Annotated in this window: 9 protein-coding genes and 3 pseudogenes; 9 read left to right on the forward strand and 3 right to left on the reverse strand. The window is 41.2% G+C overall.

All coding sequences use genetic code 11. The features are described from left to right. Window positions 1-139: 139 nt before the first annotated feature. The 3 genes from ABP870_RS03900 (at window position 140) to ABP870_RS03910 (ending at window position 16,317) form a co-directional block, all read left to right on the forward strand. On the forward strand, window positions 140-1,429 hold the full coding sequence (locus tag ABP870_RS03900) for a glycosyltransferase (RefSeq protein ID WP_350014185.1): 1,290 nt from the start codon (window positions 140-142) through the stop codon (window positions 1,427-1,429). Window positions 1,430-2,200: 771 nt separating this feature from the next. Continuing rightward, window positions 2,201-7,417 (forward strand): MucBP domain-containing protein, encoded by a 5,217-nt coding sequence (locus ABP870_RS03905; protein WP_350014186.1) that lies wholly within the window; start codon window positions 2,201-2,203, stop codon window positions 7,415-7,417. A gap of 467 nt (window positions 7,418-7,884) precedes the next feature. Then, window positions 7,885-16,317: a MucBP domain-containing protein gene (locus ABP870_RS03910; protein ID WP_350014187.1), complete on the forward strand. Its 8,433-nt coding sequence runs from the start codon at window positions 7,885-7,887 to the stop codon at window positions 16,315-16,317. A gap of 11 nt (window positions 16,318-16,328) precedes the next feature. Here the strand turns inward: ABP870_RS03910 and ABP870_RS03915 are convergent, their stop codons facing one another. Continuing rightward, window positions 16,329-16,478: a hypothetical protein gene (locus tag ABP870_RS03915; RefSeq protein WP_350014188.1), complete on the reverse strand. Its 150-nt coding sequence runs from the start codon at window positions 16,476-16,478 to the stop codon at window positions 16,329-16,331. A 281-nt stretch (window positions 16,479-16,759) separates the two neighbouring features. On the opposite strand from ABP870_RS03915, the gene ABP870_RS03920 reads away from it, so the two are divergent. From ABP870_RS03920 to rpmH, 5 genes and pseudogenes are all read left to right on the forward strand, one after another. Then, window positions 16,760-17,590: a methyltransferase domain-containing protein gene (locus ABP870_RS03920; protein ID WP_350014189.1), complete on the forward strand. Its 831-nt coding sequence runs from the start codon at window positions 16,760-16,762 to the stop codon at window positions 17,588-17,590. Between the two features lie 4 nt (window positions 17,591-17,594). Then, a pseudogene (locus ABP870_RS03925) lies at window positions 17,595-17,926 on the forward strand (IS4 family transposase); the annotation flags it as partial. Window positions 17,927-18,233: 307 nt separating this feature from the next. Continuing rightward, window positions 18,234-18,680 (forward strand): annotated as a pseudogene (locus ABP870_RS03930) (LytTR family DNA-binding domain-containing protein). Window positions 18,681-18,692: 12 nt separating this feature from the next. Beyond that, window positions 18,693-19,097: a DUF3021 domain-containing protein gene (locus ABP870_RS03935; protein ID WP_350014190.1), complete on the forward strand. Its 405-nt coding sequence runs from the start codon at window positions 18,693-18,695 to the stop codon at window positions 19,095-19,097. Window positions 19,098-19,188: 91 nt separating this feature from the next. Continuing rightward, window positions 19,189-19,323, forward strand: a complete 135-nt coding sequence (gene rpmH / locus ABP870_RS03940; RefSeq protein WP_000831903.1) for a 50S ribosomal protein L34 — start codon at window positions 19,189-19,191, stop codon at window positions 19,321-19,323. Between the two features lie 63 nt (window positions 19,324-19,386). On the opposite strand, the gene ABP870_RS03945 is transcribed toward rpmH, so the two are convergent. Then, on the reverse strand, window positions 19,387-20,736 hold the full coding sequence (locus ABP870_RS03945; protein ID WP_350014191.1) for an MATE family efflux transporter: 1,350 nt from the start codon (window positions 20,734-20,736) through the stop codon (window positions 19,387-19,389). A gap of 180 nt (window positions 20,737-20,916) precedes the next feature. Further along, on the reverse strand, window positions 20,917-21,918 hold the full coding sequence (gene ruvB / locus ABP870_RS03950; RefSeq protein ID WP_350014192.1) for a Holliday junction branch migration DNA helicase RuvB: 1,002 nt from the start codon (window positions 21,916-21,918) through the stop codon (window positions 20,917-20,919). 260 nt (window positions 21,919-22,178) lie between these two features. Between ruvB and ABP870_RS03955 the strand changes: the two are divergent. Continuing rightward, a pseudogene (locus ABP870_RS03955) lies at window positions 22,179-22,434 on the forward strand (IS982 family transposase); the annotation flags it as partial.

The following is a 22,434-nucleotide window of genomic DNA, read 5'->3' on the forward strand; positions in this document are numbered from 1 at the left end:
AAACAAGTTCTCAAAAGCCTTAAAACGGCCTGTATTTGACTGTTGATTGGTATATCAGCTACTTTAATGCGCCCCGCTCAACACTTTTGACTTAATTTGATACAATAAATATTAACATTCTAAAGTTAAAGGTGACCTTATGACTGTCTATATTGTCAATGAAAAACTCGGAGCCATTCCATCTGGTATCGAAATATCTGAGAAGTATCGCTTAACCATGTTTCAAGACGCTGGTTTTAAAACCATGATGATTTTTACAGATCTTACCCAAAATAAATCCATTCATGATTATTATGAAGAACTAGGACTCAGTGGCGACTATATTGATTTGTTTCATTATTTAACAAACAGGCCTCCGCGTAAGGTGACGCGTGATGACTGGAAAATCATTAATGACATTGAAGCTCATCGCTTTTTTTACGAAGACAGTCTGTTTTATAAAGAGATTTATGAAGTTATAGGTGGTTTTAGTGAGTTGACGCAACGGGTTTTCTATGATGATTTTGGTCAGGAAATCCTCATCCAGTACTTTCAATACAACAATACAGCCTATGATTATCAGGGTCACTACTATAAAACGCACCAAGATTTATTAGTTCATTTTTATAATTTAATCGGTTTTAAAGATGGTGATGTTGTCTTTTTTGATCGTGTCGAGGATGTTGCGCCTGGCTTTTTCTTTTCGGTTGCAAGCCAAAAAAATGTCAAAAGCTATATCAATATTATGAGTGAACACATGGTCGACGGCATATGGAACCCAGGGTACAAACTACTACCTTATTTATCAAATAAGGTAACCGGTTTTGTGGTTAACACAAATGCGCAAAAAGAAGCCTTGTCTCTCTCGCTTAAGCAGAACGACATTGAGATGGATCGTATATACGTCGCTCAAATGAGTAGCAGCCCAAGCAGTCATCCAAAGGCTTATCATACCGAACGAAAGGGTTTTATAACAGCAAGTCGATTGGCTCCTGAAAAAAATCTAACAGCTTTGATTGACCAAGTAAGTCGTGCCCATGACAAAGATGATTCCATCACCCTAGATATTTACGGCGAAGGAGCAGAGCATTTAGAACTCGAAAAAATGATTCAAGACAAGCCTTATATTCGTTTGATGGGACATGTATTATCAAAGGATATTCCCTACTATCAGTACAAGGCTTACGTGTCTACGTCCTTTGGGGAAGGATTGGGAAATACACTACTTGAAGCGTTGTCGCAAGGGACACCTCCGATAGCTTGGAATAAACCCTATGGTGCTCCAGAAATCATTCAACAAGGTCTTTCAGGAATCCTATATGACAATCTGGATGACTTAGCAGATATACTGGTTCAATTTCCTAATCAAGGCTTTCAATCTGGCAGTGTAAAGCGAGCCTGTGATTATCATTTTTCAGTCGTACAATCACGGTGGTTAACATTACTTTAAACTACCTTCTTCATTTGATTTAGAAAACCTCTGTTTCTAGTTTACTAGATGTTAACAGAGGTCTTTTTCTTGTACCTTGATTTAAAAAGATAGTTCCGAAATGCTGTCACCAAGTTATTCTGCTTTGGACCAAAGGGGTACAGAGGTTATAGGAGAGTATGTTTTTAATTTTATCTGCCACTACTAATTCACAAGCGTAATAATGACACCATACCATAAGCTAAATAGCCTTGCTCAACATGAAATTAGAATAGCCAATCGTGAATACGTTTAAATAGATTACTTACTGGTTGCTTATATGCGGCTAGTATGGTATGTTAGCTGTATAGTAGTTTATTTTCCAATAAAAACCATATTGACAAAAAATTTAACTCTCCAAAATAGTAGGATATACCTATAATTTGGCATTTGTTAAATCACATCACTACTATAGATAAAGGTGAGAAAAACGCTAAATGACTGTCAAAGTAGTCGAATCTAGTATTTTTCTAATCTACACGACATTCAGCAACTGACCCTTGTTTTATACTTAACTATCACTTCTTGCTAACTTTGGCAATCCAAAAATTCTGAAATATTAATTTATTCAGGTGTTGGATAAGAGTTGACCTAGAGTAGGATCGTGAGGGCAAATGACACCATTAACCAATTGTCCTGGGGTTCATCCTGCCATGACACTAGAAGCTATCGCTCAAGGTGCCTCATAACTTAATCAATAAAACAGTAGTAAATATATAGGTTCTCGAAAGAGATTGTAAAGGAGGTTAAAGAATGCAAAAAAATAGATCTAAAGGAGAATTTTATCAAATGGAACGTAGAGAGATATTTTCAATTCGAAAATTTAAACTCGGTGTCGCTTCTGCTTTGATTGGTGTAAGCCTTTTTGGTGGTCATGCAGCCTTAGCACAAGAAGCCACCTCAGATACAGCACAAGTCTCGCAAGCAACTCAAGATAGTGCAGAAACAGAGCAAGTAACTCAGAAGACTCCTGTTGAAACAGACAACGCTGCTTTAGCAAATACACCAGCAGCAGGTAACACACCTGCACCTACTTCTGAACCCACAGCACCACAAGATGCAACCCCTGCTACTGAAACAGAGCCAGAGAAACAACCAGTTATCACAGAAGCGAGCTCTGAAGAACAAGATGCGGCAAAAACTCAAGCAACTTGTTGCGAAACTGTTACAAAATATGAAATCAAGGAAGATCCTACTAAAGATTTCGGCTATGCAGAAAATACAACTAAAGAAGGTGCAACGACTGGTACCATCGCATTAGGTGTCAAGCCAAAAGTAGTTGAAGATGATAACACCATTCGTACCACACGTTACGAAGCAGGCAGTTTATCCTATGATAAAAATGCCTATGAAAAATACACTACAGGTGAATCTAACGTTGCGCCAAATCATGTAGTAGAAAACTTGGATGGGCTCAATAAAATCGCAAAAGGTCAATACACTGACTTAATCAAAGCCTACGAAACCGTTGAAGCAAAAGAAATTCGTACCATCGAAGATACACTACAAGTTCAACAATTTGGCGAAGAAGGTGTCATTGATTTAAATAAAGTTTTGGACTGGATGGCAAAACAGAATAATGAACCTGTTATGACAGAGTTTAAATTTGCTGGTTCAGATGGTCATGAGTCATATTTAGCGTTGTTTAAAGGTTCGGATGGCCGTAATTGGGTGTCTACGAATAAGTCAGAAGAAGTTGTAACGTCTGTTATTTATCAAGAGGAGCCTGTGACAGTTACTGGCTCTGATGTCCCTCCAAACCATTCACATATTCGGGATGCTAATGGTGATCGTGCCTGGCAAGAATTAACGCATGCTCAATTAGCAAAAAGCCCCTCTACATTAGGAGGATTGTATAATGTTGTTAATTCGGCAAGTCCAGAAGGTAGACGTTTGCGTGCTGGAACGCCATTGTTGACCGTCATTAATGATACGCATAATGTTGAAAACCGCCAAGGCGATAACAAAGCATACCTGTACAACCATAACACAACAACTGATGTGACCTATACGGTATCCTATCGAACCGCAACAAAAATGGCTAATGACACGCGTATGGCAAGTCCGTTTCCTGACTATAGCGGTCAAAATGTTACATATCCTAAAACAGCTTGGGTACCATTTAATAAGTCCATTATGTTAAAACCACACGTCGGGTATTATCCTGAAGTGACAAATTTACGTCTAGGGATAGGAGGAAATTTAACGGATAGTGACCATGCGATGATTGCTGGAAATGAGTATCGCCGTGCAGTACTCGTTGATATCAAACCAACGACCGAGCGTGTGACAGTTGATGGCAAAGAGCACTACAAATACACAGAGTATGGCCTCAATCAAAAAACAGGTGAAAAAGTTGTCATTTCTGAAACGCTAGTTCCTGTTGACGAAGTCCCAGCGGATCAAATGCAAACAACATTTGTATCCGAAGGTGTTGCATTAACATTACCAAAATTACAAGATGGCAAAGTCGTTTTGACCAATAAAGCATTATTAAAAGTTATTTATGATCAAAACTACAACATCAATAAACAGTCTATTTTACAAGATTACTACGGTGTTTATGATGCGCGTAGACTAGCAGACAACCCTGACGGTTATGATGCATTATTTACCGAAGAGGGTGTGACGCGTCGTGCAACCGAGATGGATGATCGCAAGGCAACGTATAATATTAACCATCGTCCATACCGTAATGATGTCCGTCGTGAAATTCTAGCTGAAGTTGCTGATAAAAAGGCACCATTCCATCGTAATGTTACGATTACCCCAAATGTAACAGTGAATCATTACTTAGAAGATGGAACCTTGTTAAAAACAGAAACCAAAGCGGCAACAGATACATTAGATCCTTATTTTAGAGAGGGTTCACCAGAGTTTCTTAAAGATTATACCTATGTTCGTTCTGATATTGATGAACAAGAATATATTTATAAAAAGGTAGAAAATCCTCAATATTATACAGAAGGATTTAACCTTGGATCAGTGACACAATCTCGGTATGAAAGTATGGGTACGGTTGCACCGCCATTCTTCTCATCAACTGATGGACGTAATGCGGGATTTGCCCTAACTTATGATAACTATGCGATTGTAGAAGCGGTAAGCCATGAACGTGCCCAAGAAGTTCGTGACGGACTAGATCCAGAATATTGCGTAGCAGAAGAAGCACGTCATATTCGCACGATTAATGTGTACTATAAAGAAATACCGCATACGAATGAAGTACCAAACGACTACCCAACCGTTGACAGACCAACGGCTGAGTTAACCACTAAACAAGTAGAAGGCAATGTCGTGGTTCACTACGTCGATGAAAATGGCAAAGTGATCAAATCAAACCAAGAGCTTCCAACCAAAGAAGTCAGAACTGAAACCTACATTGATGGTGAACTGGCTGAATCCGTACCAACTGGTGAAACATATGATGCAACCACACCGGAATTAAAACCAGACGAAATTCCTTTTGAAGGTGACAACTACCGCTTCATCCGTATTCACGAAGAAAGCGAACCTGTGCAAGGAGACTACATCGAAGGCACTCGCCACGTTGTTTATGTCTACAAACTTAAAACAAGTGAAGTACCAAACGACTACCCAACCGTTGACAGACCAACGGCTGAGTTAACCTCTAAACAAGTGGAAGGCAATGTCGTGGTTCACTACGTCGATGAAAATGGCAAAGTGATCAAATCGAACCAAGAGCTCCCAACAAAAGAAGTCAGAACCGAAACCTACATTGACGGTGAACTGGCTGAATCCGTACCAACTGGTGAAACATATGATACAACCACACCGGAATTAAAACCAGACGAAATTCCATTTGAGGGGAACAATTACCGTTTCATCCGTGTTCACGAAGAAAGCGAACCTGTGCAAGGAGACTACATCGAAGGCACTCGCCACGTCGTTTATGTCTACAAACTTAAAACAAGTGAAGTACCAAACGACTACCCAACCGTTGACAGACCAACGGCTGAGTTAACCACTAAACAAGTAGAAGGCAATGTCGTGGTTCACTACGTCGATGAAAATGGCAAAGTGATCAAATCGAACCAAGAGCTTCCAACCAAAGAAGTTAGAACCGAAACCTACATTGATGGTGAACTGGCTGAATCTGTACCAACTGGGGAAACGTATGATACAACCACACCGGAATTAAAACCAGATGAAATTCCATTTGAAGGTGACAACTACCGCTTCATCCGTGTTCACGAAGAAAGCGAACCTGTTGAGGGTGAATATATCGAAGGCACTCGCCACGTTGTTTATGTCTACAAACTTAAAACAAGTGAAGTACCAAACGACTACCCAACCGTGGACAAACCAACGGCTGAGTTAACTACTAAACAAGTAGAAGGAAATGTCATCGTTCACTACGTCGATGAAAATGGCAAAGTGATCAAATCAAACCAAGAGCTTCCAACCAAAGAAGTTAGAACCGAAACCTACATTGATGGTGAACTGGCTGAATCTGTACCAACTGGTGAAACATATGATGCAACCACACCAGAACTGAAACCAGACGAAATTCCATTTGAGGGGGACAATTACCGCTTCATCCGTGTTCACGAAGAAAGTGAACCTGTGCAAGGAGACTACATCGAAGGCACTCGCCACGTCGTTTATGTCTACAAACTTAAAACAAGTGAAGTACCAAACGACTACCCAACCGTGGACAAACCAACGGCTGAGTTAACCACTAAAAAAGTAGAAGGCAATGTCGTGGTTCACTACGTCGATGAAAATGGCAAAGTGATCAAATCAAACCAAGAGCTTCCAACCAAAGAAGTTAGAACTGAAACCTACATTGATGGTGAACTGGCTGAATCCGTACCAACTGGTGAAACATATGATGCAACCACACCGGAATTAAAACCAGACGAAATTCCTTTTGAAGGTGACAATTACCGCTTCATTCGAGTTCATGAAGAAAGTGAACCTGTTGAGGGAGACTACATCGAAGGCACTCGCCACGTCGTTTATGTCTACAAACTTAAAACAAGTGAAGTACCAAACGACTACCCAACCGTGGACAAACCAACGGCTGAGTTAACTACTAAACAAGTAGAAGGCAATGTCGTGGTTCACTACGTCGATGAAGAAGGAAATGTTATCGCTAGTGACAATGTCAAAGATAAGAAAGTGGTCACAACGAAAACTTACATCAATGGCCAACTGGCTGAAGAGGCTGATACACATGAGCCTTACAATGTCGATAATGAAACCGATAAACCAAGTATCATTGTCTTTAATGGAAAATCATATGAACTAGTGAGAGTTCATCCAAATAGTGAGCCGGTGGAAGGGGAATTACGCGAAGGAACTATCCATGTGACCTACGTTTATAGACTCTTAACGGCACCGGAAGATCCAGAAAAACCAGGTGTACCAGAAGAGCCGGAAATTCCTGAGACACCAGAAACGCCGGATACTCCTGAAGTACCAAACACTCCAGAAGAGCCTGAGGTTCCGGAAGTTCCTGAGACACCAGAAACGCCGGATACTCCTGAAGTACCAAACACTCCAGAAGAGCCTGAGGTTCCGGAAGTTCCTGAGACGCCAGAAACACCAGAAACGCCGGATACTCCTGAAGTACCAAACACTCCAGAAGAGCCTGAGGTTCCGGAAGTTCCTGAGACGCCAGAAACACCAGAAACGCCGGGTACTCCTGAAGTACCAAACACTCCAGAAGAGCCTGAGGTTCCGGAAGTTCCTGAGACACCAGAAATGCCAGATACTCCTGACATGCCTGACACACCAAATGTTCCTAAGACTTCTGAATCTCCAGTGACTCCAATAGCATCAACACGTCGCAATGGCTCTGACAAGTACATGGCTAAAGGGGTTGAAAACTTACCAAATACAGGTGAAACAAACAACTACCCAGCTGCCATTTATGGTGGTATGGCAATCGGTCTAGCTGCCTTGCTTGCTTCTAAGAAGCGTAAAAGAGACGGCAAAAACTGATTTTCGCACTACTAGATATCTACTGAGTCACTATGATTGTTAGTAGTGAGTCGATGAGTCAAAAAAGAAAAAGCCTTCAAGCGTTAGAATAACTCTAGCGTTTGGGGGTTTTTATTCGTTGTCAACTGTAGCTGATAACTAAGTATTTGGATAGTTCCCTGCTATCTCTTTCAGAGTTAGAGTGATAAGTTGATGTTAAACGAATGACTAATGCCACGGCAGATTTCTTTTTTAAAATATCAGTTTTATTATTATTTCACTATAATAAAATGTTAAATTAAACTATTTTAAAAGACTAAGATTATAAAATAATATTAAAAAAAGATTTTATCGCAGTTTATCATAAAATTCTTTAAATAAAGCGCTATAATGCTTGATTTTTAGCCCCAATAATTATAGGATAGAATTGGCTTTTAGACTTTCTTAGAAGTCGTCAAAATTTTTTAAGAAGAGACCAGGAGGTTATTATGTTTTTTAAACAAAAACAGCGCTTCTCTATTCGTAAGTATTCGTTTGGAGCAGCGTCCGTCCTTTTAGGGACCGTCCTTTTAGGGTTGGCAGGACCAGATGCGTCCGCTAATACGCTAACCAAGGATGAACAGCCTGCTTCTGCTGTCGCATCACCGACACCAGAGCAAGAGCCTGTGGACCAACCAGAAACAGGTACTACTACAACTGAAGTAGCGTCAGAAGAGCCTGTTACTGACAACCAAGCAGTGGAGCAAAGTGCTACTGAAACAAGTACTGATACTACTGCTGCTGAAGAAAAAGCTACTGCACCAGAAGCACCGGCAGAAACTGCGGCTTCTGAAGACGCAAAAGCGGAGCAACAAAGCCCTGCTGAATCAACAGCAACTGTAGAAAGTGCTACTACTACAGCACCATCTGCACCAGCAGTTGTTGCACCCGTAGCACCCGTGCCAGCAGCAACTGAGCCAGCGGCTGCCCCAACGACTACTGAAGCAGCACCGGCAGAAAAGGATAGCCAAACGCTAGCGGCAGAACTTGAAGCACTTAAAGTGAAGACAGAAGCTGCTATCTCAGGTTATAACCTACTTTCAGACGCTGTCAAAGCAAGCTATGTTGCACGCTTGAAAGAAACAACTGACTTGGCAGTTTTAGAGCTTTTAGCTCAAGAAGCTAAAAAAGCACAACGCCGTGCCGAAACATTCCCAAGTCAAGGGCAAACCGCTACATCGATGACCGGTTTCCGTGCGATTCCGCAAGCAATGGCAGCAACTGCCCCAACTGCTGAGGAAGTAGCAGATACTGCCGGTTGGGAAGTGCTTAAACGCTTTAGTAATAAACCAGGTATTTTCTACGTTCAAAAATCAGGTACAGTCAATGGTGGAGATTCTACCGATAAATCAACACTCATCTATGAAGTAGATAGCAAAACTGGCAAAATTGTAGAAGTTTCTAAAGATGATTTCGAAGGTGGCGGAACACTCTATGAAAACCTTGAAAAACTCTCAAAAGAGCAAAATTTCACTGAAAAACCGTATAAAGTTATCAATGCTCTAGGTCTTTCTAACGATGGACGCTACGCTTATGCTATCGGATTCACTTCTGACATCACTGTTACCGATAGAACAACCATCAATGCCATCTATCGCTACGACATGCAAACTAAGCAATGGAGTATTGCAAGCGATGCTAGCAAGTGGCCAGACGGTATGGGAGTTATGACAACCAATGCTTGGACAGCTGGTGCGGTAAATCCAAAAGATGGTAAGTACTACTTTGGTACACTGACTTTGAAAACTGACCCTGCCTTTTCACAAGTAGCGCCAGGTACAGAAAAAGCTTATCAAGAAGCGAAAGCTAATAATACATTTGACCTTTACTTCCGTATGTGGTCCTTTGATCCAGCGACAGGTACAGTTGCCAATGCCGGCTACCTAGATACCAATTTAGTGAAGTCGGGTAGTTTTGATAAAAATGAAACTTACTTTAAACAGCAAGAAAGCTATGTAGTTGGTAACGATATTGCCTTTGACACCGAAGGTAATATGAAATTAATCATGAACCAGTACAGTACTGGTAATTACTACGTCTATTCTGTTAAGAGTGCGGATTTTGATGCGGCTACTGCAAAAAATGATAAATACTCTAAGATTGAGGGCCAATTATCAGGCGCTATTCCTATCGCAACTGATATTACAGATGTCGATGCTACTAATACTGAGAGCCTTCAAAAAGAGAATGGGGTAACGACTGGTGGACTTGCCATTGATGCTGATGGATCGCTTCTCTTCCACAGCCGTCAAGGTAAGGTAGGACTCATCCGCCCTGACTTAAAATATGGGGGAATCTTAACAAACGTTACAGCTCCTACGAGTACTAAAACGTGGGGTGATGCCGCAAGTATTCGTGGTACAGTCGGTACAGGTAATGTTTACCGTGAGTACTACATTAAAGGTACCGATACTATTTTAAGTGGTACAGTTGGTACAATCGAAGATTTCAGGTTCGTTCCATCCCTTAAAACAACAACTGGTACAGATACCATTGAAAAAGAACAAGCCCTTTACCACGAGTACAATGCAGCGAATGGCCGTCCAGAAGTAATTAGAGCAGCTGATGGTACAGTCTACCGTTACGTTGGTGTAAAGGCAGGTTCTGACCCAGAAACAGGAACAGTTAAAAAAGAAGACCAAACCGTTAAGTATGAATACCAACCTGTAGAAATCACAGGAAATGTCATTGTTACATACGTTGATGTAAACGGTAATGAAATCAAAGACCCTGTTGATGATGAAAAGAATGCAGATGCAGGTGAGCCTTATAATACAGACGTAGACCGTAAGTTAGAACTCATTAAAGGAAAAGATGGTAAGACTTATGAACTTGTTACTACCGGTAAATATGAAGTCGGTGAAGTAGACGGTAATGGTCATTTGACGTCATCTGATGAAACAGTTGGTAAAGTAGAACCTGGTACGACGAAAAAAGTAACCTACGTCTATCGTGAAGTACCAACTCAAAAAACAGGGGACGTTGTCCTTCATTATGTAGATATAGATGGTAATGTTCTTCAACCAAACCACCACAACAGTGATGACAAACCAGTAGGTAAAGATTACGCTGTTACCGAAAAGGAAAAACCAAAAACAATTGAAAAAGATGGTGTCATTTACAAGTTAGTTGAAACAATTGAGGAAGAAAAGATCGTTGACGGTAAATCAACAACTGGTATTGTAAATGGTGAAGAAATTGCTACTGAACAAGTGACTACTGTTGAAGAAGGACCAGATGCCAAAATAAAAGAAGGCACTCAAAACATCGTCTATGTATACAAACCAGTTGGTTCTGTTGTGATTCACTATGTAAACACCAAAGGTCAAGTAATCAAAGAAAAAGTCATTGATACTACTGATGGTGACATTGATGCAGATTACAATGCGGCTGAAAAAATTGACAACGGTGAAGAAAAACCAGCTACAATCACTAATGGTAATGTGAAATATAACTTCAAAGAAGTAGCAACTACCAATAAAGTGGGGGGCATCACTGTTGCAGAAATAGATGCTGCAAATGTCGTTGGTACAGAAACTGGTAAAGTTGTTAAAGGTACAACTCACGTTATCTATGTCTATGAAGAAGAAGCATCAGTTCCAACACCGCCTGAAGAAGTGAAAAAAGGTTCTGTCACTGTTAAGTATGAAGATACCGAGGGTAATCAAATCAAGTCTCCAGTAAAAGATACTGATAATGAGCCTGTTGGTACTAAATATGAAACCACGGATAATAAGTACGATAAGGTCAAAGGGGACGACGGTTCAACTTACTATATCACTGAAAATCCTGTAAAAGCCGGTTCAAATGATGAAAAAGGCACTGTCGAAGAAGGTGAAAAAGTTGTTACTTACGTCTATGAAAAAGCAGGTGCTGTTGAAGTTAAATACGTTGATGAAACTGGTAAGGAAATCAAAGCAACTGTAGAAGCAGTTAAAGATGCTAAACCAGGTAGCGACTATGACACAACAACTGCTACACTTCGCCCAGCAAAAATTACCGGTACCGATGGTAAAGCCTATGAACTTGTTCCAGCAGACGATTATACCGTAGGTAAAGTAGATGAAAACGGACATTTAACAACTACTGATACTGTAAGCGGTCAAGTTGAAGCTGGTAAAACTAAATCAATTACTTATGTCTACAGAGAAGTTAAAGAAGAAACGCCTACTCCGCCTGAAACACCTAAGACTGGTTCAGTTATAGTTAGTTACGTAGATACTGACGGTAATTCTATCAAAGCACCGGTATTTGATGAAAAGAACCAACCAGATGGAACTCCATACAACACTGCCGATGACAACCGTCCAAAAGCTATTTTGGCTGATAATGGAAACATCTACGAACTTGTTGAAAAAGGTGGCAACTATAATGTTGGGGACGTTGATGATTTCGGCGCTCTAACCAAACCAGCGGAAGGACAACCTTGGAAAGCAGATCCAGAATCAGGAACAGTCTCAGCTGATACCATTAAGTCCGTAACCTACGTTTACAAACTCAAAGAAGATGTTCCTACTCCACCAGAAGAAGTGAAAAAAGGTTCTGTCACTGTTAAATACGAAGATACCGAGGGTAATCAAATCAAGTCTCCAGTAAAAGATACTGATAATGAGCCTGTTGGTACTAAGTATGAAACAACGGATAACAAACACGATAAAGTCAAAGGTGACGACGGTTCAACTTACTATATCACTGAAAAAGCCGTTAAAGACAATTCAGATGATGAAAAAGGTTTAGTTGAAGAGCGTGAAAAAGTTGTTACTTACGTCTACGAAAAAGCAGGTGCTGTTGAAGTTAAATACGTTGACGAAACTGGTAAAGAAATCAAAGCAACTGTGGAAGCAGTCAAAGATGCTAAACCAGGTAGCGACTATGACACAACAACTGCTACGCTTCGCCCATCACAAATTACCGATCAAGATGGTAAAGTCTATGAACTAGTACCACAAGGTACATATGATGCTGGTACAGTAGATGCTAATGGTCACTTGATAACTACAGATACTGTAAATGGTCAAGTTGAAGCTGGTAAAACTAAGTCAGTGACTTATGTCTACAAACTCAAAGAAGAGGTTCCAACACCGCCTGAAACACCTAAGACAGGCTCAGTTGTCGTTCACTACGTCAATACTGATGGTGAAGTCATCCAATCAGCATACAAAGATACGACGGATGCACCTGTCGATAGTCCATATAACGCTGCTGAAGGTGACTTAGAAAAACCTAAAGAAATTCGCTTTGGTGGTAAGACTTATAAGTTCAAAGAAGTTTCAGACTCAAATACCGTTAACGGTAAAGAAGTTGTTTCTATCACCGATACAGATTTCATTGGTCCGGAAGCTAATAAAGTCTTTGCAGGAACAACTCACGTTGTTTACGTGTACGAAGAAGTGAAGGAAGAAACGCCTACTCCACCTGAAGCTCCTAAATACGGTTCAGTTGTCGTTCACTACAAAGACGAAGAAGGCAATACTATTGCTGAAGACAAAGTAGATACGCAAGATAGTAAAGTAGATACACCTTACAATACTACTGATAACCGTCCTGAAAAGATCACGACAGAAGACGGTAAAACATATGAACGTGTACCAGATAAGACTGTTGGTAACGAAGAAGGCAAAGTTACAGAAGGTAAAACTGAAGTAACTTACGTTTACAAAGAAGTGAAAGGTAATGTCATCGTACATTACATTGACACAGAAGGTAACGTCATTGCCGATGATGCTGAAGATACACCAGAAACATCTACAGGCACAGCGTATGATACTTCAGACGACCACATGCCACCAACGATTACAAAAGATGGTGTGAAATACGAGTTAGTACCAGCACTTACTAAAGGTAATGAGCAAGGTAAAGTCGTTGAAGGAACAACAGAAGTCACATACGTCTACAAGAAAGTTGAAGAACCAACAACACCTGAGGTTCCAGAAGAAAAACCTGGTAAGTACATTCCGTACATCCCTCAAGATCCATCTAACCCAACAGATCCTAACGATCCATTGACACCACCAACAAATCCTAATGGTGATCCAGTTGATCCAGTGGACTACGATGAAACCCCTGAAGATCCAAGTGATAACCCACCACTTCCACACGTGCCAGGATATGAGCCTAAAGATCCTAAAGACCCAACTGGTAAGACACCACTCAAACCAGTCGATCCTAACGATCCTACAAAAGGTTATATCCCACCAACCATCACTGATCCTAACGACCCTACAAAAGACACTCCTGTGCCTTACACACCAGTCGGAAGCGTTGTGGTTCGTTACAAAGACACTGATGGTAACGTGATTAAGGAACAAGTGACAGACACACCAACGTCTGACGTGGATACGCCTTACAGCACAACAGATCACAAACCAGAGACCATTACTTACAAGGGTGACAAGTATGTCCTTGTACCAAGTAAGACTGAAGGGGAAGAATCTGGTAAAGTCGTTAAAGGTGAAACGGTTGTTACTTACGTCTACCAAAAAGTTGGCAACTGGATTCCAGAAATCCCTGGTGTGCCAGGTAAAGATCGTCCAGAAGTTCCATATCCGTTTGATCCAGAGAATCCAGATTCTCCAGTAGATCCAACGAAACCAAACGATCCTGACAAACCAGGTCAACCTCCTGTTATTCCGCACGTACCAGGCTATATTCCAAACGATCCAGATGGTAATCCATTGAAACCAGTGGATCCAGAAGATCCTACAAAAGGTTATGTGCCACCAGTACCATCAAATCCTGGTGAAGACACACATATTCCATACGTGCCAGCACCAAAAGATCCAGAAAATCCAGATACGCCAGATACACCTGACGTGCCTGACACGGAAGAACCAGGAAGTTACATCCCTTACGTACCGAAAGATCCTAAGAACCCAGATCCAAATGATCCAGATGGTTCTATCGAGATTCCAAAAGTACCTTACGATGAAACACCTGAAGATCCAAGTGATAACCCACCACTTCCACACGTGCCAGGATATGAGCCTAAAGATCCTACCGATCCAACTGGTAAGACACCACTCAAACCAGTGGACCCTAACGATCCTACAAAAGGTTACATCCCACCAACCATCACTGATCCTAACGACCCTACAAAAGACACTCCTGTGCCTTACACACCAGTCGGAAGCGTTGTGGTTCGTTACAAAGACACTGATGGTAACGTGATTAAGGAACAAGTGACAGACACACCAACGTCTGACGTGGATACGCCTTACAGCACAACAGATCACAAACCAGAGACCATTACTTACAAGGGTGACAAGTATGTCCTTGTACCAAGTAAGACTGAAGGGGAAGAATCTGGTAAAGTCGTTAAAGGTGAAACGGTTGTTACTTACGTCTACCAAAAAGTTGGCAACTGGATTCCAGAAATCCCTGGTGTGCCAAATGAAGATCGTCCAGAAATCCCTTACCCATTTGACCCTGAAAATCCAAATGATCCGGTAAATCCTAACGATCCAAGCACACCACCAATTCCTCATGTGCCAGGTTACACACCTAACGATCCAGACGGTAATCCATTGAAACCAGTGGACCCTAACGATCCTACTAAGGGATACATCCCACCAGTACCATCAAATCCTGGTGAAGATACACATATCCCTTACGTGCCAAACACTCCAGAAGATCCTGACAAACCAGATACTCCTGATGTGCCTGAGGTTCCTGACACTGAAGAACCAGGAAGTTACATCCCTTACGTACCGAAAGATCCTAAGAACCCAGATCCAAATGATCCAGATGGTTCTATCGAGATTCCAAAAGTACCTTACGATGAAACACCTGAAGATCCAAGTGATAACCCACCACTTCCACACGTGCCAGGATATGAGCCTAAAGATCCTACCGATCCAACTGGTAAGACACCACTCAAACCAGTGGACCCTAACGATCCTACAAAAGGTTACATCCCACCAACCATCACTGATCCTAACGACCCTACAAAAGACACTCCTGTGCCTTACACACCAGTCGGAAGCGTTGTGGTTCGTTACAAAGACACTGATGGTAACGTGATTAAGGAACAAGAGACAGACACACCAACGTCTGACGTAGATACTCCTTACGACACAACAGATCACAAACCAAAAGAAATTACTTACAAGGGTGACAAGTATGTCCTTGTACCAAGTAAGACTGAAGGGGAAGAATCTGGTAAAGTCGTTAAAGGTGAAACGGTTGTGACTTACGTCTACCAAAAAGTTGGTAACTGGATTCCAGAAATCCCTGGTGTGCCAAATGAAGATCGTCCAGAAATCCCTTACCCATTTGACCCTGAAAATCCAAATGATCCGGTAAATCCTAACGATCCAAGCACACCACCAATTCCTCATGTGCCAGGTTACACACCTAACGATCCAGACGGTAATCCATTGAAACCAGTGGACCCTAACGATCCTACTAAGGGATACATCCCACCAGTACCATCAAATCCTGGTGAAGACACACATATCCCTTACGTGCCAAACACTCCAGAAGATCCTGAAAAACCAGATACTCCTGATGTGCCAAACACTCCAGAAGACCCTGAAAAACCAGATACTCCTGATGTGCCAAACACTCCAGAAGACCCTGAAAAACCAGATACTCCTGATGTGCCAAACACTCCAGAAGATCCTGAAAAACCAGGTACTCCTGACATGCCTGACACACCGGATGTTCCTAAGACTCCTGAATCTCCTGAATCTCCTGAGTCTCCAGTGACTCCGACAGCATCAACACGTCGCAACGATTCTGATAAGTACATGGCTAAAGGCGTTGAAAACTTACCAAATACAGGTGAGACAAGCAACTACCTAGCTGCTGCTTACGGTGGTATGGCAATCGGTCTAGCTGCCTTACTGGCTTCTAAGAAGCGTAAAAGAGACAGCGAAGACTAATTCTCGCACTACTAGACATCTACTGAGTCGTTACGATTGTTAGCGATGAGTTGATCAAGTCTAAGGACAAAAAAGACCCCAACCGTTAGAATAACTCTAGCGATTGGGGTCTTTTGGTTGTGCTCGTTATTAGGGCTGTAAGCGCCCATAACGAGGTACATTGAAAAACATTCCAAAGTCAAGCTGACTCTGGAGTGTTTTCTATTGACAGTTGTTTTGAATACTTTCCACCATGGTAAATAAGCCTCTAGAACGTCCTTATTTACGAGAGTTTCTTCTTAGAACAGTTTATAAGAAAAATACCTTGAGAAGGTTTGAATGGAAGATGTTATAATGTTAAGGGATTATTTCCTAAAGAAATACTTTTAAAAAAGCTATCTTGCAGCTGAATCAATACCGTTTTCAGTTCAGTAGCTAGAATCATTTCAATGAAAGGAGCATCATGTCTCACACTTTAAAATCCTTAGCCCCTCTTTTTACCTGTCCTGTCTGTCTCGCTACTATGGACTATCAAACCACACGATTAGTCTGCACAAAAGGACACTCGTTTGACATTGCGAAACAACACTATATTAATCTCATTCTCAACAACAAGCCGGATAAACACTATGACAAACTCTCTTTTACTCGACGTCATGACATTCTAGAGGCAGGTTTTTACGATCCTATTTTAAAAGCCATTGCCAAAGAAATCAATAGCGATAACCAAGCGAAAGTGATCCTTGATGTGGCGTGTGGAGAAGGATACTACGCACGTCAACTCGCTCAAAATGAGAAAAACCATATCATCGCTTTCGACTTATCGAAACAATCCATTCGACTGGCTGCCCAAAAAGATACTGCAAAACGTGTGACCTGGTTTGTAGGAGATTTAGCCAAACTTCCTCTGGCTGATAACAGCGTTGATGTTATCCTTGACATCTACTCTCCTGCCAACTATCAAGAGTTTAAGCGTGTCTTAAAGCCTGGTGGTAAACTGATTAAGGTAGTAACGGCAAGTGAACACGTTTCGGAACTCCGCCAAGCTGCCCTTGAGCAACTAAAAAATAAAACCTACTCAAATGCTAAGATTCTCCATCATTTTAGCCAAGCATTTCCAAGCTATCACAAAAGCCATCTCACCAAAACCTATCCTGCCACTCAAAAAGAGTTGCTGACGTTTGCTCAGATGACACCATTATTTTTCCATGTTAACTTGGATAAGATTGACTGGCAAGATCTTAACGAAATCACTATTGCAGCGGATATATTAGTCGCTAAAACAGAAAGTTAGTTCCTATGCTTACAGATGGGGCATAGGGACTAGCTTCGTGACTTTAAATATAGTATCAGTCTGACTCATTTTCATGCCAAAAAGAAGAAAGGCATTCTCCAAGAAATCTACGCTCGCTTGATCAACTTTAACTTTTGTAAATGGCTAGCTTCAGTTGTTGCCATTAAGAAAACAAAGAGCGACAAGACTTATAAGAGCTGTTTTTCGGACATTACTTATGCTTGTCGAAAATTCTTGAGAGATGAGCACACTTCCTCCCAATTGAGAACCTACATTGCCAAGCATTTATCTCTTGACCGACCCAATCGAATGTTCTCAAGAAAGATAAAAAGTTAAGCTCCAGTAAGTTTAACTCACAGAGTACCATAATAACTGCAAAATAGGTTGAGAAAGCCTTGCTTTTGTGCGCTCTAAATTCTGTAAATAATAAAGCTATTCCAAGTTACGTCAGAAAGGCGCTTTGGAATAGTTTTTTAGATAGAATAATATTTTAACTTAATGACATTGGTTAGCTAGTCTAACTTCTTTTTTTATATTGTTGACCGCTTACGACCAAGTTTTGACCACTTACCCAACAACGTGTCACAAATTGACGAGGATCTGCTATCATAGAAGCATAAGGAAAGGGAAGAGGTGGTGGCAAATGAAGTGGTTCTTTGAAAAAAGCTCGGTAGATGAGTTATCTATTATCATCAAAAATCAAGAGTACACCTCGGAGGTCGTAGACTTAATTGCTTATCTGGAAGCTTATGCTGGTAGTTCAAAAGGGATTGTTAGCGTTAAGACGTTTGATGATATTCTTATCCTAAAAATAGATGATATTATTGCGGCTGAGGTGGATGGTGATTACCTGAACATTCACTATCATAATCGGGAGATTTCAACACGGCAGCGACTGTACCAGTTTAAACAAAGACTAAATCATCCAGATATGATTTAAGTGTCTAAACAAAGCTTGATTAATATCCAACATTTAGAACGGATGGAGGCTTCTTTTTCGGGTAATATGACAGCTTTTCTAACGAATGGTCTAAAGATAACAGTGAGCAGACGCTATTTGAAAGCTCTGGAAAAACGATTGGGGTTATAGGAGGATATTATCATGAAAAAAATACTAAATTACTTTTTAATCGGCGTGGGCTGGGGCTCGTTTATTTACGTAGTGAACCTACTGATTTTTAATTTTACACCAAGCTGGTCAAGTAGTTTTGTAACATGGGTTGCAAGTGGGTTAATGGGGCTTGCTGCTCTTATTTATGAACATCCCAAGTGGACAGATGCCAAGAAGACGACGCTTCATATACTAACTATTTACGGTCTAGTAATCGCGATGTTATTTATCAATCACTGGGTTCCTTTTGAATTAAGTTACTTTTTAGGAGTGAGTTTAGAATTTTTAGTTATCTATCTGATTATTGCACTCTTCTTTGTTTGGCAGAATAGGGATGCGACTCGTAAAATCAATCAAAAGCTAGCTAATAGAAAAATAAATCTTGACAAGAGATAGAATTTACTATATTATAGTTAAGTATGTTTAGTAACTGATATCACAAATAGCCGGCTAAACGAATACGAAAATCTATGAGGAGGTATTCACTGTGAAACGTACTTATCAACCAAGTAAAATTCGTCGTCAGCGTAAGCACGGATTCCGTCACCGCATGTCTACTAAAAATGGACGTCGCGTGCTCGCAAGCCGTCGTCGTAAAGGACGTAAAGTCTTATCAGCATAATGACTTATAAATGATAAAAAGAAAAACCGAAGTGCTCGAGACTTCGGTTTTTCTTTTTATCATTTATGCAACCCGAGGAGCATTTGCCTGTGCTTTTAGACGTTTACGCATAACAAATGTACTTGGGAGCAGTACGAGAAGGGCTCCAAGCCAAGCAGCAGGGTTGGAAGCCGCGATACCACTAAAGCCAAAGTAGATGGAGCCTACAGTGGCGATTCCTGCACGCATAAGGAGTTCCATGATTCCTGCTAGGGTAGGTGCTAGTCCTTTTCCAAGACCTTGGATAAAACTTCGAGTAACGAAGAGAATCGAGAGAACCCAGTAGAGAGCCCCATTGATGACATAGTAGGATAAGGCAAGATCGTATACCGCTTGGCTTCCATCTGAGAGAAAAAGGCCACTGAAGAAACGGTTGAAAACAATCAAGATAGTAGCAAAAGAGATAGCCCAGAGAATGGCGATAAAAATGGTACGATAGAGACCTTGCAAAATACGTTTATACTCTTTAGCCCCGTAATTCTGTGCCGTAAAGGTAGACATGGCTAGTCCCAGATTAATCATCGGCAACATCGCCAACTGGTCAGTTTTACTGGCAATAGCTTGTGCCGCAATGGCATTGGTTCCTAGTTGGTTAAGACTGATTTGGAGAATAATGGCACCGATGGCGATGATACTGGATTGGAACCCCATAGGAAAGGCTAATTGTGCGTGCTTTTTGAGATTTTCACGATCCAAGCGCCAATCTGATAATCGCATGTGAAAATAAGGTACTTTGCGATGAATATAGATAGCTAGATAAACAACGGAGAAAGCTTGTGCAATAATGGTGGCTAAGCCAGCTCCAAAAACCCCCATATGGAAGTTTAAAATAAAGGTGAAATCTAAGACAATGTTAATAATACTTGCGATAATCAGAGCAATCAAAGGTGTTTTTGAATTACCCAAGCTTCTTAAAACGTTGGAGAGATAGTTAAAGAAAATGGTGAAAATCATACCACCGTAAATGGCAGTCAAGAAACGTTGAGCATGGTCGATAAGATTATCAGGTGTTCGCATGAGTTCTAGGCTAGGTCGAAGGAAGGTAAGAGCCAAAGCTGTCAAAACTAGACTAGTCATTAAAGCGTAAAAAACACCGTGAACAAAACTTTTTCGAATCCCGTCGTCATCTTTAGCCCCAAATTTTTGGGCAGTAACGATAGTTAATCCTGCTGTTAACCCTTGAGCAAAGCCGAGGATGAGAAAAGTCAGGCTGCCAGTAGCTCCAACGCTAGCAAAAGCCTCTTTTCCAAGAGTTTGCCCAACAATCATGCTGTCAGCAAAGTTATAAGCTAATTGGAAAAAACTCCCTATTAAGAGAGGAATAGTAAAAAGAAGGATGACCTTAATAGGACTCCCTTTGGTTAAATCATGCATATAATCTCCTTTAGCAGTAAAAAATAGGGGATAAGGGATTCAAAAACCGCTTGGACTTCCCTTTCCTAGCTAGCTACCAGATGTTTTAAGTCTGTTGACTTGTGGCTAAAACAACAGATAGGTATCTCTGTTCTGTGTTATCAACAATGGCACTAGAAGTTGGCGCTAGCATAAGCTCCTTTATTTTTCTTCAAAATGATCGTATCCTAAGTGTTCGTAAGCTTTAGCAGTTGCGACACGACCTGTCCGTGTACGCATAAGAAACCCTTTTTGAATGAGATATGGCTCGTACATGTCTTCGACGGTTTCGCGTTCTTCAGCGATGTTGACAGATAAGGTCCCTAATCCGACTGGTCCACCATTATACATTTCAATCATGGTTTTGAGGATTTTTTGATCCACATAATCTAAACCTTCGTGGTCAACATCCAACATGGTGAGGGCTTTATCAGTGATGTGATCATCGATGATACCATCTCCCATGATTTGGGCGAAATCGCGCACCCGCTTCAAGAGGCGGTTTGCGATACGAGGAGTTCCGCGGCTTCGTTTGGCTAGTTCAATCGCAGCTTCATGCGTAATCTCCATGTCGAAGATGTCAGCAGTGCGTTCAACAATCTCTGTTAGGTCGGCTAGCTCATAATACTCCATATGTCCGTTTATCCCAAAACGAGCTCGCAAAGGATTGGACAACATGCCGGCACGAGTAGTCGCCCCGATAAGGGTAAATGGTGGGAGATCTAAGTGAACGCTTCGACTAGTTTCACCGGCACCAATCATGATGTCAATGTAGAAATCTTCCATAGCGCTATAAAGCACTTCCTCAACCGCCATAGGCATACGATGGATTTCATCGATAAAGAGAACGTCACCTGGTTCTAGTTCGTTAAGGATGGCAACCAAATCGCCAGCTTTCTCAATAGCAGGACCAGATGTCTGCTTGAGGTTAACACCAAGTTCATTAGCAATAACGAAAGCCATAGTCGTTTTACCAAGACCTGGGGGTCCAAAAAGAAGCACATGGTCTAGGGCTTCATCACGCATTTTGGCAGCTTTGATGAAAATTTCTAGCTGTTCTTTGACCTTGTCTTGACCGATATACTCTCTGAAATATTGTGGGCGGAGCGTACGTTCCACAAGCTCCTCATCGCCCATTAAATCCTTGTCTAAAATTCTTGTCATAAAGCTATTCTACCACAAAGCGAAAGAAAACTCCCTCTGTAGTTACCTACTCCGCTATTGTTTTTATGTAGAATTATTGGTTTTAGTTCGCTATCTCCATATTCCTTGGTTATTATTGTTTTATCTGTAAAGGAAGCCATTGAGTTATTAGATAAGCTTTTATTCAGACGATACTCGTGGTGCTAGTTAATCTCAAACGACAATAAAAAGCCCAAATGGACTATACTGTAAGTGACAAAACATACAGGAAGTTAGTCCACATGAGCCACTTAAAGTATACCGCTAAATCTCATCATTTACAATGGAGTTTACCTCAATGATCACTCATTTGTCATCGCCTTTATCGAGAATATTGCCCAGATAAGTTTCAACATCGGCGTAATATTGGACTAGCTAACGTTTCAGACGAGTCGCTATTAGTCTTGCTTTTGCTACAAGCTGAATTAGGCATTATGTCACAGCGCCATTTCTACAACATCTGTCGCCTGTTTCCTTGTGGTCAATTACTGGAGAGAA

This window comes from Streptococcus jiangjianxini (genome assembly GCF_040225085.1).
GTDB lineage: Bacteria > Bacillota > Bacilli > Lactobacillales > Streptococcaceae > Streptococcus > Streptococcus jiangjianxini.